Origin of the sequence: Mycobacterium sp. E2699, assembly GCF_001666745.1 — a bacterium.
In the GTDB taxonomy this organism is placed as follows: Bacteria; Actinomycetota; Actinomycetes; order Mycobacteriales; family Mycobacteriaceae; genus Mycobacterium.
The window spans coordinates 1-14,199 of the sequence record NZ_LZJH01000065.1; the positions used below are offsets into that span (position 1 = coordinate 1).

Here is a 14,199-nt window from a genome sequence, read left to right on the forward strand (position 1 = left end):
CGCCCACGGCCAGAAGGTGCAGAGCGCCGGCAGCAACATGGCCAGCACCGACAGCGCCGTCGGGTCCAGCTGGGCCTGACACCGCACGCTCGAAACCGGGGCCGCACACCGCCGGGTGTGCGGCCCCGGCGTTTGTCCACCCGTCCTACCCGGCCACCGGTGAACGCGGAATCAGCGAGGGGCGGAACCCGATTCGCTGGACCGCGCCGTCGGACTCGCGCCCGACCATCCCGCCCAGTGGCAGCTTGGAAATGCCTGCGGTGGGTGTCGATCCGGGCGCCGCGCCCCACCCGCCAGGCGCGGCGTTGGCGTCGAGCGCCGGCAGCGGCGTGACCGCGGAAACCGTGTCGGCCCACGCCGGCGGCACCGACAGGGTCCCGAGCGAGGCCGCTTGCCCCACGCTCGCCGAGGCGCCGCCGCCCAGACCACCAACGGGCCCAAGGCCTCCCACGCCCCCAAGGGCTCCCGGGTCGGATCCCTCGAGCGAACCCAGGCCCGCGAAATCCAGGCTCAGGCCATACCCGTCGAAACCCAGCCCGGCACCGTCGGAGCCCAGACCGGCACCGTCGCCGCCTAGGCCGAACACGTCGGAACCCACACCGATGACGTCGAACGCCACGGTCGCCGCATTGCCGTTCAGCAGATTCGTGAGGCTCGAGGTCAATCCGGATAGCGCCCCCGCGCCGGTGCTGGCGCTCTTGGCGGCGGTCTTGCCCGTCGCGTCGGTCAGACTCGACAGCGCGCTGAGCGGGGAGGTCGCCGCCGTGGATCCGAGCGACGCCGCGGTGCCCGCCGCCGCCGGCGACAACCCGGTACCGGGGGTCGCCAGGGACTGCAGCGTTTGGGGCACCGAGGACATCAACTGGGCCGTCGTCGTCTGTGCGTTGCTGCCGGCCTGGGTGCCCGCCGCCTGGGCGACCGCGCCGGCCTGATTGCCGAGCCCGCCGGGATTGGTCGTCTGCGGCGGTGGGGCGAATGTCGAGAATACCGAGGCCGCAGCGGAATTCGCTGCGTAGTTGTACATCGCGGTGGCGTCCTGCGCCCACATCTCGCTGTACTCGGCCTCGGTGGCCATGATCGCCGGCGTGTTCTGCCCGAAGATGTTGGTCGCGATCAGGGCCATGAGCTGAGCGCGGTTGGCCGCGATCAGCGGCGGCGGCACCGTCATCGCATACGCCGTTTCGAAAGCCGCCGCCGCGGCCGTGGCCTGGGTAGCCGACTGCTCGCATTGCGCGGCGGTGGCCGTCATCCAGGAGACGTAGGGCGTCACCGCGGCCGCCATCGACAGCGAGGTGGGCCCGAGCCAGGATTCGTCGGTGAGGCTGGCGATCACCGACTGGTAGCCGCCGGCGGCGTCGGTCAGCTCGGCGGCCAGCGATTCCCATCCCGCGGACGCGGTCAGTAAAGTCCCGGGCCCCGGCCCCAGATACATCCGACCGGAGTTGATCTCCGGAGGCAGTGCGCCAAAGTCCATCGCCCGTCCCTATCCTTCGCTCGAGTTTGCTGATCCGGTTGCACGTGGGTCGCATGCCGGGCCGCGATGCCCGGGAGCGGCGTTTGTGGCCGCGAAGCGCGGCGAATCAGCGCGGCGCCAGACCGGTCGCGCCGATCCGTCGGGCCGGGGGCATCGGGGGGCGCGCGGACATCGCCGCCGACGGCGGACGGCGTCCGCCATTCGGGCACGAGCCGTAACGGCGACGCCTGCGGCGGGAATTGCGGAGAGCGCCGGGTCGACGAGCCGGAGCTCAGCGACAGCCGCCGGAGCCATTCTCGATGGCCCGCTCAAATCTTGTGCCGCGAAAAACATGTAGTGCAACCACTATTCGTAACATCACGTAACTTTGCGGTAATGTGATTGAGGACACCGTCGTCCTCGGCCATCGTGCGTACGTGTCGAGCTCCGACGGCGTCCGCTGGTTTCCAGCGTTGTGTTGTCGATGAAATCCATTCGTATGGAAGTGATTTAGGGGACTACCCCTCGGATTGGCTCAGCTCCCTTAAACCAACGACCATTCATACCAGTATTTTTGAAAAATCTACCGGTCTCAACTTCGCTGATGCAACACATATAAAACACATATTTGAGCCCGCCGCGATGTGAGCCACGGAACAGAGTTTTATTTGAGAACTCTATGAGTTCCGTGACAACCGCATATGCGCTTGGGAGAATGGGCGAACATGACCGTGATGTCGGGATACGCAGGCAGCCAACGGCCACGCCAGGCCATTCTGGGGCAGCTGCCCCGCATCTACCGTGCCGACGGCTCGCCCATCCGGGTTTTGCTGGTCGACGACGAGCCCGCGCTGACCAACCTGGTGAAGATGGCGCTGCACTACGAGGGCTGGGTCGTCGACATCGCCCACAACGGGCGCGAGGCCGTCGCGAAGTTCGAGAGTGTCAGCCCCGACGTGCTCGTCCTCGACATCATGCTTCCCGACGTGGACGGGCTACGCATCTTGCAGCGAATCCGCGAATCCGACGCCTACACCCCCACGCTGTTCCTCACCGCGCGCGACTCCGTCATGGACCGCGTCACCGGGCTCACCGCGGGCGCCGACGATTACATGACCAAGCCGTTCAGCCTCGAGGAACTCGTCGCGCGGCTCCGCGGGTTGTTGCGCCGCTCCAGCCAGCAGACCCCGCCGGCGGCCGAATCACTGAAAGTCGGTGACCTGCGTGTCGACACCGCCAGCCGCGAGGTCACCCGCGCCGGCACGCCGATATCGCTGTCGTCGACCGAGTTCGAACTGCTTCGCTTCCTCATGCGCAATCCGCGCCGCGCGCTGAGCCGCACCGAAATCCTGGACCGGGTGTGGAATTACGACTTCGCCGGCCGCACCAGCATCGTCGACCTCTACATCTCGTACCTGAGAAAGAAGATCGACTCCGGCCGCGAGCCGATGATCCACACCGTCCGCGGTGTGGGATACATGCTGCGCCCGCCGGAATGACCCGCGAGCCGAACGGGGCATCCAGGGAGCGTCCGCGATGGCTTCCCCGCTCGTTGCGCCGCCAGTTGCTGCTGGGCGTGTTGGCCGTCGTCAGCGTGGTGCTGGTGACGGTCGGGGTCGTCTCGGTGCTGAGCCTGCGCGGCTACGTCGCCGCGATGAGCGACGCCGACGTCGCACAATCTCTTGACGCACTGAGTAATTCGTACACCAGATACCGCGAACCGCCCTCGGCGCAACGGGCCCCCCAGCCGATCGCGCAGGCCATGCTGGAGTTCACCGATCAGACGCCGGGCAACCTCATCGCCGTGCTGCGCGACGGTAGGGTGATCGGCTCGGCGGTCTTTTCCGAAGCCGAGGCGCGACCCGCGCCGGCCGACGTCGTCCGTGCCCTGGAAGCGCAGTCCTGGCCCGACGCGCCGCCACGAACCGAAAAGCTGGGCAGCCTCGGTTCGTATCGGGTCGACAGCCGCGTCGACGGGCCTGACCTGTTGGTCGTCGGGGTATCGCTGGCCCGGGCCGACCAGATCATCGTGCGCAAGCAGCTCACCACCACCGCGCTCGTCGCGGCGGCCCTGGCGGTCACCGCCGGGCTGACCGTCTGGGTGGTCGGGTACACGCTTCGCCCGCTGCGCCGGCTCGCCGCGACCGCCGCCGAAGTCGCCGCCATGCCGTTGACCGACGGCGATCATCGAATCAGCGCCCGGGTGCGACCGGGAGACACCGACCCCGACAACGAAGTCGGGATCGTCGGACACACGCTGAACCGGTTGCTGGACAACGTCGATAGCGCGCTGGCGCATCGCGCCGAGTCCGATTTGCGGATGCGGCAATTCATCACCGACGCCAGCCACGAATTGCGGACTCCGCTGGCCGCGATCCAGGGATACGCCGAATTGACGCGCCAGGACAGCTCGGCGCTGCCCCCGACCACCGAATACGCGCTGGCGCGCATCGAATCGGAAGCGCGGCGCATGGCGGTGCTCGTCGACGAGCTGCTGCTGCTCTCGCGCCTTGGCGAGGGCGAAGATCTGCAGACCCAGGACGTCGACCTGGCCGACCTCGTCGTCACCGCCGTGAACGATGCCGCGGTCGCGGCACCGACCCACCATTGGGTCAAGGACCTGCCCGACGAACCGGTGTGGGTCCGCGGCGACCATGCCCGGCTACACCAACTGATCAGCAACCTGCTCAGCAACGCCCGGCTGCACACGCCGCCGGGCGTCACGGTGACGACCGGAATCACCTGCCACCGCGGCCCCGGAGCCCCCTACGCGGAACTCACCGTGGCCGACGACGGACCCGGCATCGACGCGGACCTCCTGCCCCGGTTGTTCGAGCGGTTCGCCCGCGCGGACACGTCGAGGTCCGACGGCTCGGGGATCGGCCTGGGCCTGGCCATCGTGAGTTCGATCGTCAAGGCCCATCACGGGTCGGTGAGCGCCGAATCCGCCGATGGCCGAACGGTTTTCCGGGTGCGGCTTCCCGTAATTGAGGGTGCCGACGCAAGTAGGGATACCGGGTAGCCGCCAGGCCTTCAGCGGCGGGTTATCGCGAGCTTGGTTGCGCGCAAACGCTTTCCGGAGTTGGGCCGCTTTCCGTGGTTAGCGTTGTTGTTCCGACGGGCGCGCTTCTTGTCGGCTCGTTTGGACATCGCTTTTGCGTCACTTTCTCTTGTCAGCTCAGCGCCGATGCGACGAGGTGGGCGCTTAGTTTTTCCAGCCGGCTTCGGGCGCGCGGATTCTCCACGAGCGCGGCGGCCTTCGTGAGGTTCAGGCCGTCGTAGTAGCCACCGTCGACCACGGGACACGTGCGTGACCCCAGCGTGGTCATGATCGGTGCGGCCTGCTCGGCCGGCCGGCCGACGCGGCCGTACATGCGCAGCAGCCGGGTCTGGAACAAGCCGGGACGAACGCTGAGCGCGACGAACGAATCACCGCCGGCCTCGGCCAGAGACCTCGTGTACATCGTCAGGGCGAGCTTGGATTGGGCGTAAGCCGCCAGCGGCCAGTATTGGTCGCCGGCCGGGTTCTTCCAGTTGATGTTTCCCCCGGTGTGCCTGAGCGAGGACACGTTGACGACTCGTCCACCGGCGTTGGCAAGCCGCGGAACCAGTTTCGTGGTGAGCAGGTAGGGCGCGAGGTAGTTGACCTGGAACGTCAACTCGTGCCCGTCCCGCGTGTACGTCCGCCCCTCGGGGGCGGCGACCGCGGCGTTGTTGACCAGGACATCCAGCGTCGGCAAGGTGGCGGCGAGAGCGTCGGCCAGGGCGGCGACCTCATCCAGGCGGGTGAAGTCGGCCACAACGAGGTTCAGGCGCAGCGGCTCCGCTCCGTCCTTCACCAGACGGGTCATCGCCTCCTCGCCGCTGTCCTGGTCGGGAGCGTGGAGATATACGGTCGCTCCTTCATCGACGAACCGCCGGGCCGTTGCATAACCGATGCCATCGGTAGCGCCGGTGACGAGAATGGTGGGAGAGGTGGAGACAAGTTCGGACATGGCAACTTTCGCGATCGAGACGTATGACTGCAGACGTCGCGCGATACCACGCGACAACGAACGCAGCCGAAATGAATAGAGATGGGAACGATTGAGAACGGCCTGAACCTCGAGCGTTAAGAGCCCGGTTCAGATGATGATTCGCCCGGGCGACGGTGGCTCGTCGTCCCAGCCCACACCGTATCGCTCGAGCGCCGAGGGCACGGCGAGGGCAACAACGGCGGTATGGATCATGAGACGGATTGCAGCAGAACGTGACCCGCGTCGGCAATGCCACTTACGATTTCCTGAGCTGGTACGGACTTTCCTTAATGGTATTTTTACGCCGGCATGTGCGGCCGGCCAACGTTTGGTGTGACGACTCGCGAGGAACTTGGCATCGGAAAGTGGCGCGGCGGTTGCGCAGACGGCGCCGAGACTGTCGATCAAAATTGCATCAATGCAGGCAGATAGGACGTAGGGATTGCGTAACCGCGGAGATTATTTCGTTCAGATGCGCGTAGTTTGTCCTCGGACAGGCCGGGACTGAATCAAGGAGGACTCCCATCGGCAATTCATCTCAGTGGGGAATGGCGGCCTGGCTTCAAATCGCCACCGTCGCGGTCTTGGTGGGCACTCTCCACGTGCCTCTCGGCAACTACATGGCCCGTGTGTACTCCGATACGCAACACTGGCGCGTCGAGAAAGTCTTCTACCGCCTGATGGGGGCTCAACCCGAAGACCAGCAGCGGTGGATGAAATACGGCACATCGGTGCTGGCGTTCTCCGCCGTCAGTGTGCTCTTCCTGTACGGGCTCCTACTGGTGCAGACGCGACTGCCCGAGCCGTGGGGGCACAAGGGCATGACGCCTGCGCTGGCTTTCAACACCTCAATCTCGTTCGTTACCAACACCAGTTGGCAGAACTACCCGGGCGAAACCACACTCGGACACGTCGGATTGCTGGTCGGATTGGGCGTTCAGGCATTCGCCAGCTGCGCGGTCGGAATGTGTGTCGCTGTGGCACTGATCCGCGGACTCTCGCAGTACCGGGACGAGCTTATCGGCAATTTCTGGGTCGACCTGGTGCGAACGGTGGTGCGCATCCTTATCCCGCTGTCGGTCGTCGTTACGCTGACCTTGCTCGCTCTTGGGGTGGTTAACAACGTGCATGCGGCGCAAGACATCACGACGGTAGCGGGCGGACGTCAAACTATTCTCGGTGGTCCCGTAGCCACGTGGGAATCGATCAAGCTGATGTCCGGTGACGGCGGTGGCGCATTCAACGTGAACAGCGCCCATCCCTTCGAGAACCCAACGCCGCTCACCAACATCGTCGAGATTGTTGCGATGCTCCTGATTCCGGTGGCGTTCATCAGAACGTTCGGGGTGATGGTCGGCGAAAAGAAGCAGGGTTGGGCGCTATTTGCCGCAGCCGCAATCCTGTTCGTGGCCGGCACCGCGGCGATCATCGCGTCGGAGTTCGTGGCGAACGGCACCGTGATCCACGCCGTCGGTGCCGCGACCGAAGGCACCGAGACCCGGTTTGGTGTGCCCGGTAGCGCCATCTTCGGTCAGGCCGCGACGGCAAGCGCCGACGGTGCTGCAAACTCCTCGTATGACAGCTATGCGAGCGCCGGCGGAGCAATGCTGATGCTGAACATGATGCTTGGCGAAGTCGCACCCGGCGGTGCGGGCAGCGGACTCTACGGCCTGGTGATGATGACCCTGCTCGCGGTCTTCCTCGGCGGCCTGATGATCGGACGGACACCCGAATACCTCAAACAGCGGCTGCATGCCCGCCACATGAAGCTCATCAGCCTCTACCTGTTGACCCTCCCCGCGGCGGTTCTCATTGGAACAGCGGCGGCCGTGGCACTTCCCGGTGAACGCGCCTCAACGCTCAACACGGGTCCCCACGGGCTTTCCGAGGTGCTGTACGCCTTCACGAGTGCCGCGGCCAACAATGGCAGCGCCTTCGCCGGATTTTCCGGCAACACCACGTGGTACAACATCGCTCTTGCCCTCGCGATGGTGGTAGGACGGTTCCTGCCGATCATTGCCGTGCTCGCGCTCGCCGGGACCTTCGCGACGCAGCGGGCCGGCGTCATCACCGCAGGAACCCTCCGGACGCATAGTCCGACGTTCGTTTTCCTCATCGTCGGTGCGACGTTGATCGTCGTCGGGCTGGAGTATCTGCCCGCGCTGGCGCTCGGCCCCGCGGCAGACGCACTGCCGAGATAAGCGGCATGATCTTGCCATTGCCGTATCGGCCTTTGACACCGGCGCGGCCGGCGGCGACGTGGATTGTGCTGTCCTACAGTCGTTTCGGCCTCGCGCGGTGCGGCGGTCGCGGAGCGGGCCGGGCTCCGGACGGGGATCGGCCGTGTTGGCGCCTAGCGAAGTAGTAGACGGTGAGCAACACCGAAGCCGCGGCAACGGCCTCGGGAATCTGCGACACCACGTCAGACATACCTGAGGGCCTCGAGACGGTCGTAAGCCTCCCACCAGACGGCCTCATGCTCGACGGGTGAGATCACACCGGTCGCCAACATCTGGTCGGCCCGGATCAGCATGTCGGCCAAAACTTGGCACTCGGTGTGGCTGTGTCGCGCTTGCACGTCGGCGCTGTTGGGCAAAACGATCACCGACATCGACCTGACCTGCACGCGGATGGGTCCGGCTCGCAGGAACAGCAGCGCGCCGATACCCACGTAGGCGGCGATGGAGATCGCGAGCACTTTGTCGGGTGAGGCCGCGGCGTCGCCCAGCAGCATCATCGCGAGCAGCCCGAGCGCCTCGCCCGTTATCGGCCACCCGCGCCACAGCCGCGCCATCCGGCGATCGGCGGTGGTGCTTCCGGGCGGATAGACGATCAATCGGTCGCGCTGAACGCCGTATCTGCCAACCGTGGCATCGAACGATCCCCACTGATGGGGGCCGTCGAGCAGGCGCGACCACCACTGCGGTCGTTCCGGTGTGCTTTCACTCGGCTGGAGGACGCCCGGCTCGGCGTGTCGCTGCGCGGCTTTTCGCATGGACTCGGGTCTACGCCCGATTCACGTCGCCCTCTAGTGATCCAAACGACATCTATACGCTCGACGGCACAACTTTTACGCCGGCTCATCGACCGCGGCGAGCGGAGTCGCCACACGATCAGCAGAAAGAGCTTGTGCTCATCGGTGCCGGTCAGTTAGATATCCGCCGTGGCAGTGAACGCCGGGAACCTGAGATTGCACTGATGTGAAGGCACGACTCCGTGCGCTGTGGCCAGAGTGGCAGCGGGAAGAGCTGAGCACCAATCTGTGGTTGGTTCCCACCATCCTGGTAATCGGCGCGCTCGGACTTTTCGCGCTGACCGCGCGGCTCGACGGAGCGGCTTACCAGGGTCGGCTGCGGCCCCCATCCTGGGTGGTCAGCGGCTCCGCCGACGCGGCGCGTCAAGTCCTGACATCGATCGCGGCGTCGGTGATCACCGTCGTCGGCATCGTCTTCTCCATCACGATCGTGACCCTGACGCTGGCGTCGACGCAGTTCGGTCCGCGGATGCTACGCAACTTCATCCGCGACCGCGGCACCCAGCTCACACTGGGAACGTTCGTGGCGACCTTCGTGTATTGCGTCGTCGCGCTGGTGTCGATCGGGCCCGGCGATCGCGGCGAATTCGTCCCGCACATCTCGATCACGACGGCTTTCGGTCTGGTGCTCATCGACCTCGCGGTGCTGATCTACTTCATCCACCACATCGCCACCCAGATCCAGCTGCCACAAGTGATCGCCGGCATCGCCAAAGACCTGGCCCACGCGGTCGCTGTGCAGAGCGCCGACCGGCCCATGTCGACACGAAAGGCCGCGCACGGTCCGTCGCTCGACGAACTGCTCGCCACCATCGAAACCTCCGGCAGCGTCATTCGAACCCCCAAAAGCGGCTACCTGCAATTCATTCGACATCAGACGCTGGTCCGCGTCGCCGCGCAGGCCGACGCGGTGATCCGGCTGCCCTACCGCCCGGGCCACTTCCTCGTCGAAGGCCGTGAACTGGCGAGCGTGTGGCCCGCCACCGCCGCCGAACAGGTGGCCGACTACCTGGCCCGAGCCCAGGCGACCGGGCCGCACCGCACCCTGACGCAGGACGTCGCCTTCGGCGTGGATCAACTCGTCGAGATCGCCATCCGGGCGCTGTCGCCGGCCGTCAACGACACCTTCACCGCGCTCACGTGCATCGACTGGCTCGGCGACTCCCTGTGCAAGATCGCGCCGGTCTGGACGCCCACCCAAATCCATCGCGACAATCGCGGCGTCATCCGCGTCATCTCGGACCAGGTCAGCTATGAACGGCTCGTGCAGCGAGCCTTCGAAAAGATTCGCCAAGCCAGCCGGGCGATGCCCGCGGTAATGATCCGCCAGCTCGACACCCTGGCGACGATCATGGAACAAACGACGGATCCGCAACGCGCGCAGGTCCTGATGGATCAAGCGGCCATGATCCACCGGGCGAATGCTGAATCGGTTCCCGAGCACTCGGATCGCGCCGACGTGGATCGTCGATACGTCGCGTTGCTCGCCCTGCACGAACGACTCGGCGGCCCGGCCCACGGGATGAGCGACCAGGCGTAAAGAAACCGTAAAGGCGCACCGCAACGCCGTTAGGAAACTGTCAACCAAAGGCCCTACCCGGCAACCGCTGTCTAGTTTCAAGCTGACCTTGCCTCCGAGTACGGCACTGCGGCCTGCTCGAAGAGGCCCTTTCGTATGCGCCAGTCGCACGGAACGGAGACAAGTATGGGCGTGTTGATCTACGTCTTACTGACGATCGCGGTGTTCGCCGTGCTCGGGCTGACCCAGAAGTTGGTCGAGCGGCTGTGAGCTACGAAAACGTCGTCGGTTTGGCGCTTTCCGTCATCCTTGCGGTATATCTCGCAGCCGCCCTGCTGTTCCCGGAGAGGTTCTAGTGAGCACAACTACAGCGGGGATCATCTTCCTCGCCGTCCTCGTCGCGGCGCTGGTGGTGGTGCATGTGCCGTTCGGCGACTACATGTACCGGGTGTACACGTCGGACAAGGACTCCTACGTCGAGCGGGTCATCTACCGGGCGATCGGTGTCGACTCGCGCTCGGAGCAGACCTGGGGGGCGTACGCCCGCAGCGTCCTGGCCTTCTCGTCGATCAGCATCCTCTTCCTGTTCGCATTCCAGCTCGTGCAGGGCAAATTGCCATTACACCTGCACGATCCGGCGACCCAGATGACCCCGGGGCTGGCGTGGAACACCGCCGTCAGCTTCGTCACCAACACCAACTGGCAGGCCTACTCCGGTGAATCGACGCAGGGCCATCTCGTCCAGATGGCCGGACTGGCGGTGCAGAACTTCGTCTCCGCGGCCGTCGGCATGGCGGTGGCGATCGCACTGGTACGCGGCTTCGCCCGTAAGCGCACCGGTGACCTGGGCAACTTCTGGGTGGACCTGGTGCGCACGGTGCTGCGCATCCTGCTGCCCATTTCGATCGTCGCCGCGATCCTGCTGATCGCCGGAGGGGCGATACAAAACTTCCACCTGCACGACCAGGCGGTCACCACGCTCGGCGGCGCCCAGCAGACGATCACCGGCGGCCCGGTGGCGAGCCAGGAGGCGATCAAGGAGCTGGGCACCAACGGCGGCGGCTTCTACAACGCGAACTCGGCGCACCCGTTCGAGAACCCCACGACCTGGGCCAACTGGCTGGAGATCTTCCTGCTGCTGGTGATCAGCTTCTCGCTGCCCCGCACCTTCGGGCGCATGGTGGGCAGCACCAAGCAGGGGTACGCGATCGCATCGGTCATGGCGACCCTCTACGCGATCAGCGTGTCCTTCATGATGTGGTTCCAGCTGCAGCACCACGGCACCGTCCCGACCGCCGTCGGGGCCGCCATGGAAGGCGTCGAGCAGCGGTTCGGCGTCGCCGACTCGGCGGTGTTCGCCGACTCGACGACGCTCACCTCCACCGGTGCCGTCGACTCGTTCCACGACTCGTACACCAGCCTCGGCGGGATGATCACCATGTTCAACATGCAGCTTGGCGAGGTCGCGCCCGGCGGCACCGGCTCGGGCCTCTACGGCATGCTGATTTTGGCGGTGATCACGGTTTTCGTCGCCGGTCTGATGGTCGGGCGCACGCCCGAATACCTCGGCAAGAAGATCAATCCCCGCGAAATCAAGCTTGCCGCAAGCTATTTCCTCGTGACACCGCTGATCGTGCTGACCGGGACCGCGATCGCGATGGCGCTGCCCGGTGAACGCGCCGGCATGCTCAACACCGGCCCGCACGGGCTGTCGGAGGTGTTGTACGCGTTCACCTCCGCGGCCAACAACAACGGGTCCGCGTTCGCCGGCATCAGCGTCAACACCAACTGGTACAACACCGCTTTGGGGCTGGCCATGGTCTTCGGCCGATTCCTGCCCATGGTGCTCGTCCTGGCGCTGGCCGGTTCGCTCGCCAGGCAGGGTCACACACCCGAATCGGTGGGCACCCTGCCCACCCATCGGCCGCAGTTCGTGGGAATGGTCGCCGGCGTCACGGTGATCCTCGTCGCCCTCACATTCCTGCCCATGCTCGCGCTCGGGCCTCTCGCCGAAGGAATCCACTGATGACCGCAACCGCCATCGATCCGGCCGAACAGACCCAGTCCGCGGCCCACGCCGGCCCGAAACGGGTGCACGGCGGGTTGCTCGACCCGAAGATGCTGTGGCGCTCGACGCCGGACGCGCTGCGCAAGCTCGACCCGCGCACCCTGTGGCGCAACCCGGTGATGTTCATCGTCGAGATCGGCGCCGCCTGGAGCACCTGGTTGGCGATCGTCAACGAAACCTGGTTCGCGTGGCTGATCGTGGTCTGGCTCTGGCTGACCGTGCTGTTCGCCAACCTGGCGGAGGCGGTGGCCGAAGGCCGCGGCAAGGCGCAGGCGGAAACGCTGCGCCGAGCCAAGACCCAGACCATGGCCCGACGGCTCAGGAACTGGCAACCCGGCGGCGCCGGCGTGGAGGAAGAAGTCGCGGCGCCGCTGCTGCAACAAGGTGACATCGTCGTGGTCGAGGCCGGGCAGGTGATACCGGGCGACGGCGACGTGGTGGAAGGCATTGCGTCGGTGGACGAATCGGCGATCACCGGCGAGTCGGCGCCGGTGATCCGTGAATCCGGCGGCGACCGTTCGGCGGTCACCGGCGGCACCACCGTGCTGAGCGACCGGATCGTCGTGAAGATCACCCAGAAGCCGGGTGAGAGCTTCATCGACCGGATGATCGCGCTCGTCGAGGGCGCCAACCGGCAGAAGACCCCCAACGAGATCGCGCTGAACATCCTGCTGGCCGCGTTGACGATCATTTTCGTCTTCGCCGTCGCGACCCTGCAGCCGTTGGCGATCTACTCCAAAGCGAACAACCCGGGCGTTCCGGACACCCAGGCGCTCAACGCAAGTGGCGTCACCGGGATCGTGATGGTGTCGCTGCTGGTGTGCCTGATCCCGACAACGATCGGCGCGCTGCTGTCGGCCATCGGCATCGCGGGAATGGACCGCTTGGTGCAGCGCAACGTGCTGGCCATGTCCGGGCGCGCCGTGGAAGCCGCCGGTGACGTGAACACGCTGCTGCTCGACAAGACGGGCACCATCACCCTGGGCAACCGGCAGGCCGGCGACTTCGTCCCCCTTGCCGGTGTCACCAGTGAGCAACTGGCCGACGCCGCGCAATTGTCCAGCCTGGCCGACGAAACGCCGGAGGGACGCTCGATTGTCGTGTTCGCCAAGCAGCACTTCGGGCTGCGCGAGCGCGCTCCGGGCGAACTCGCGCACGCCCAATGGGTTGAGTTCTCCGCCTCGACGCGGATGTCCGGGGTCGACCTGGACGGGCATCAGCTGCGCAAGGGCGCGGCGAGTTCGGTCGCGGAATGGGTTCGCGGGCAAGGCGGTAAGGTGCCGACGCAGCTCGGTGAGATCGTCGACGGCATCTCCGCCGGCGGCGGCACCCCGCTGGTCGTCGGTGAGTGCCTGAACGGCGAGGCGGCGGTCCTGGGTGTCATCCACCTCAAGGACGTCGTCAAGCAGGGCATGCGCGAGCGCTTCGACGAGATGCGGAAGATGGGCATCCGCACGGTGATGATCACCGGCGATAACCCGTTGACCGCCAAGGCGATTGCCGACGAGGCCGGTGTCGACGACTTCCTTGCCGAGGCCACGCCGGAGGACAAGCTCGCCCTGATCAAGCGTGAGCAAGAAGGCGGCAAGCTGGTCGCGATGACCGGCGACGGCACCAACGACGCGCCGGCGCTGGCTCAGGCCGACGTGGGCGTGGCGATGAACACCGGGACCTCGGCGGCCAAAGAGGCCGGCAACATGGTCGACCTCGACTCCGACCCCACCAAGCTCATCGAGATCGTCGAGATCGGCAAGCAGCTGCTGATCACCCGCGGCGCGCTCACCACGTTTTCCATCGCCAACGACATCGCCAAATACTTCGCGATCATCCCGGCGATGTTCGTCGCGCTGTTCCCCGGCCTGGACATGATCAACATCATGCGGCTGCACAGCCCGCAGTCGGCGATCCTGTCGGCGGTGATCTTCAACGCCATCATCATCGTCATGCTGATCCCGTTGTCGCTACGCGGCGTGCGCTACACACCGAGCAGCGCATCAAAGCTGTTGAGCCGCAACCTGTATGTGTACGGGCTCGGCGGCATCGTCGCCCCGTTCATCGGGATCAAGCTGATCGACCTCATCGTCCAATTCGTCCCGGGGATGTCCTGAC

Annotated in this window: 12 protein-coding genes and 1 pseudogene; 9 read left to right on the forward strand and 4 right to left on the reverse strand. The window is 65.8% G+C overall.

Annotated elements, in window-relative coordinates; translation table 11 throughout:
• Positions 1–79: pseudogene (locus A5696_RS10360) on the forward strand (type VII secretion protein EsxI); the annotation flags it as partial.
• A gap of 66 nt (positions 80–145) precedes the next feature.
• On the opposite strand, the gene A5696_RS10365 reads toward A5696_RS10360, so the two are convergent.
• Complete coding sequence (locus A5696_RS10365; protein ID WP_067877426.1) at positions 146–1,474, reverse strand: PPE family protein; 1,329 nt, start codon at positions 1,472–1,474, stop codon at positions 146–148.
• A 704-nt stretch (positions 1,475–2,178) separates the two neighbouring features.
• On the opposite strand from A5696_RS10365, the gene A5696_RS10375 reads away from it, so the two are divergent.
• Both A5696_RS10375 and A5696_RS10380 read left to right on the forward strand, forming a co-directional pair.
• Positions 2,179–2,952 (forward strand): response regulator transcription factor, encoded by a 774-nt coding sequence (locus A5696_RS10375; protein ID WP_067877851.1) that lies wholly within the window; start codon positions 2,179–2,181, stop codon positions 2,950–2,952.
• Positions 2,949–4,475 carry a cell wall metabolism sensor histidine kinase WalK gene (locus A5696_RS10380; RefSeq protein ID WP_067877432.1) on the forward strand — a complete coding sequence of 509 codons (1,527 nt, stop codon included), beginning with the start codon at positions 2,949–2,951 and terminating at the stop codon, positions 4,473–4,475. The genes A5696_RS10375 and A5696_RS10380 overlap by 4 nt, the downstream gene beginning before the upstream one ends.
• A gap of 11 nt (positions 4,476–4,486) precedes the next feature.
• Here the strand turns inward: A5696_RS10380 and A5696_RS29145 are convergent, their stop codons facing one another.
• Positions 4,487–4,603 carry a 50S ribosomal protein bL37 gene (locus tag A5696_RS29145; protein WP_369803321.1) on the reverse strand — a complete coding sequence of 39 codons (117 nt, stop codon included), beginning with the start codon at positions 4,601–4,603 and terminating at the stop codon, positions 4,487–4,489.
• Between the two features lie 23 nt (positions 4,604–4,626).
• Positions 4,627–5,448, reverse strand: coding sequence for an SDR family NAD(P)-dependent oxidoreductase (locus A5696_RS10385; RefSeq protein WP_067877436.1), 822 nt, complete (start codon positions 5,446–5,448; stop codon positions 4,627–4,629).
• A 569-nt stretch (positions 5,449–6,017) separates the two neighbouring features.
• On the opposite strand from A5696_RS10385, the gene kdpA (A5696_RS10390) reads away from it, so the two are divergent.
• A complete protein-coding gene (gene kdpA, locus A5696_RS10390; RefSeq protein WP_067877439.1) occupies positions 6,018–7,670 on the forward strand; it encodes a potassium-transporting ATPase subunit KdpA in 1,653 nt (550 codons plus the stop codon).
• 221 nt (positions 7,671–7,891) lie between these two features.
• On the opposite strand, the gene A5696_RS10395 is transcribed toward kdpA (A5696_RS10390), so the two are convergent.
• The gene (locus tag A5696_RS10395) at positions 7,892–8,464 is read right to left on the reverse strand and encodes a DUF6611 family protein (protein ID WP_082968980.1); all 573 of its coding nucleotides are present in this window, start codon (positions 8,462–8,464) and stop codon (positions 7,892–7,894) included.
• Positions 8,465–8,669: 205 nt separating this feature from the next.
• Between A5696_RS10395 and A5696_RS10400 the strand changes: the two genes are divergently transcribed.
• The 5 genes from A5696_RS10400 to kdpB all read left to right on the forward strand — a co-directional run bounded on the left by A5696_RS10400 (position 8,670) and on the right by kdpB (position 14,198).
• Positions 8,670–10,043, forward strand: coding sequence for a DUF2254 domain-containing protein (locus A5696_RS10400; protein WP_082956675.1), 1,374 nt, complete (start codon positions 8,670–8,672; stop codon positions 10,041–10,043).
• A 135-nt stretch (positions 10,044–10,178) separates the two neighbouring features.
• Positions 10,179–10,292 (forward strand): potassium ABC transporter ATPase, encoded by a 114-nt coding sequence (locus A5696_RS28305; protein ID WP_231964283.1) that lies wholly within the window; start codon positions 10,179–10,181, stop codon positions 10,290–10,292.
• Positions 10,289–10,378 carry a K(+)-transporting ATPase subunit F gene (kdpF, locus tag A5696_RS28310; protein WP_067877446.1) on the forward strand — a complete coding sequence of 30 codons (90 nt, stop codon included), beginning with the start codon at positions 10,289–10,291 and terminating at the stop codon, positions 10,376–10,378. The genes A5696_RS28305 and kdpF overlap by 4 nt, the downstream gene beginning before the upstream one ends.
• Entirely contained in the window at positions 10,378–12,048 is a 1,671-nt protein-coding gene (gene kdpA / locus A5696_RS10415; protein ID WP_067877449.1) for a potassium-transporting ATPase subunit KdpA, read from the forward strand. The genes kdpF and kdpA (A5696_RS10415) overlap by 1 nt, the downstream gene beginning before the upstream one ends.
• Positions 12,048–14,198, forward strand: coding sequence for a potassium-transporting ATPase subunit KdpB (gene kdpB, locus A5696_RS10420; protein WP_067877452.1), 2,151 nt, complete (start codon positions 12,048–12,050; stop codon positions 14,196–14,198). Before kdpA (A5696_RS10415) ends, kdpB begins: the two co-directional genes overlap by 1 nt.
• Position 14,199 lies beyond the last annotated feature (1 nt).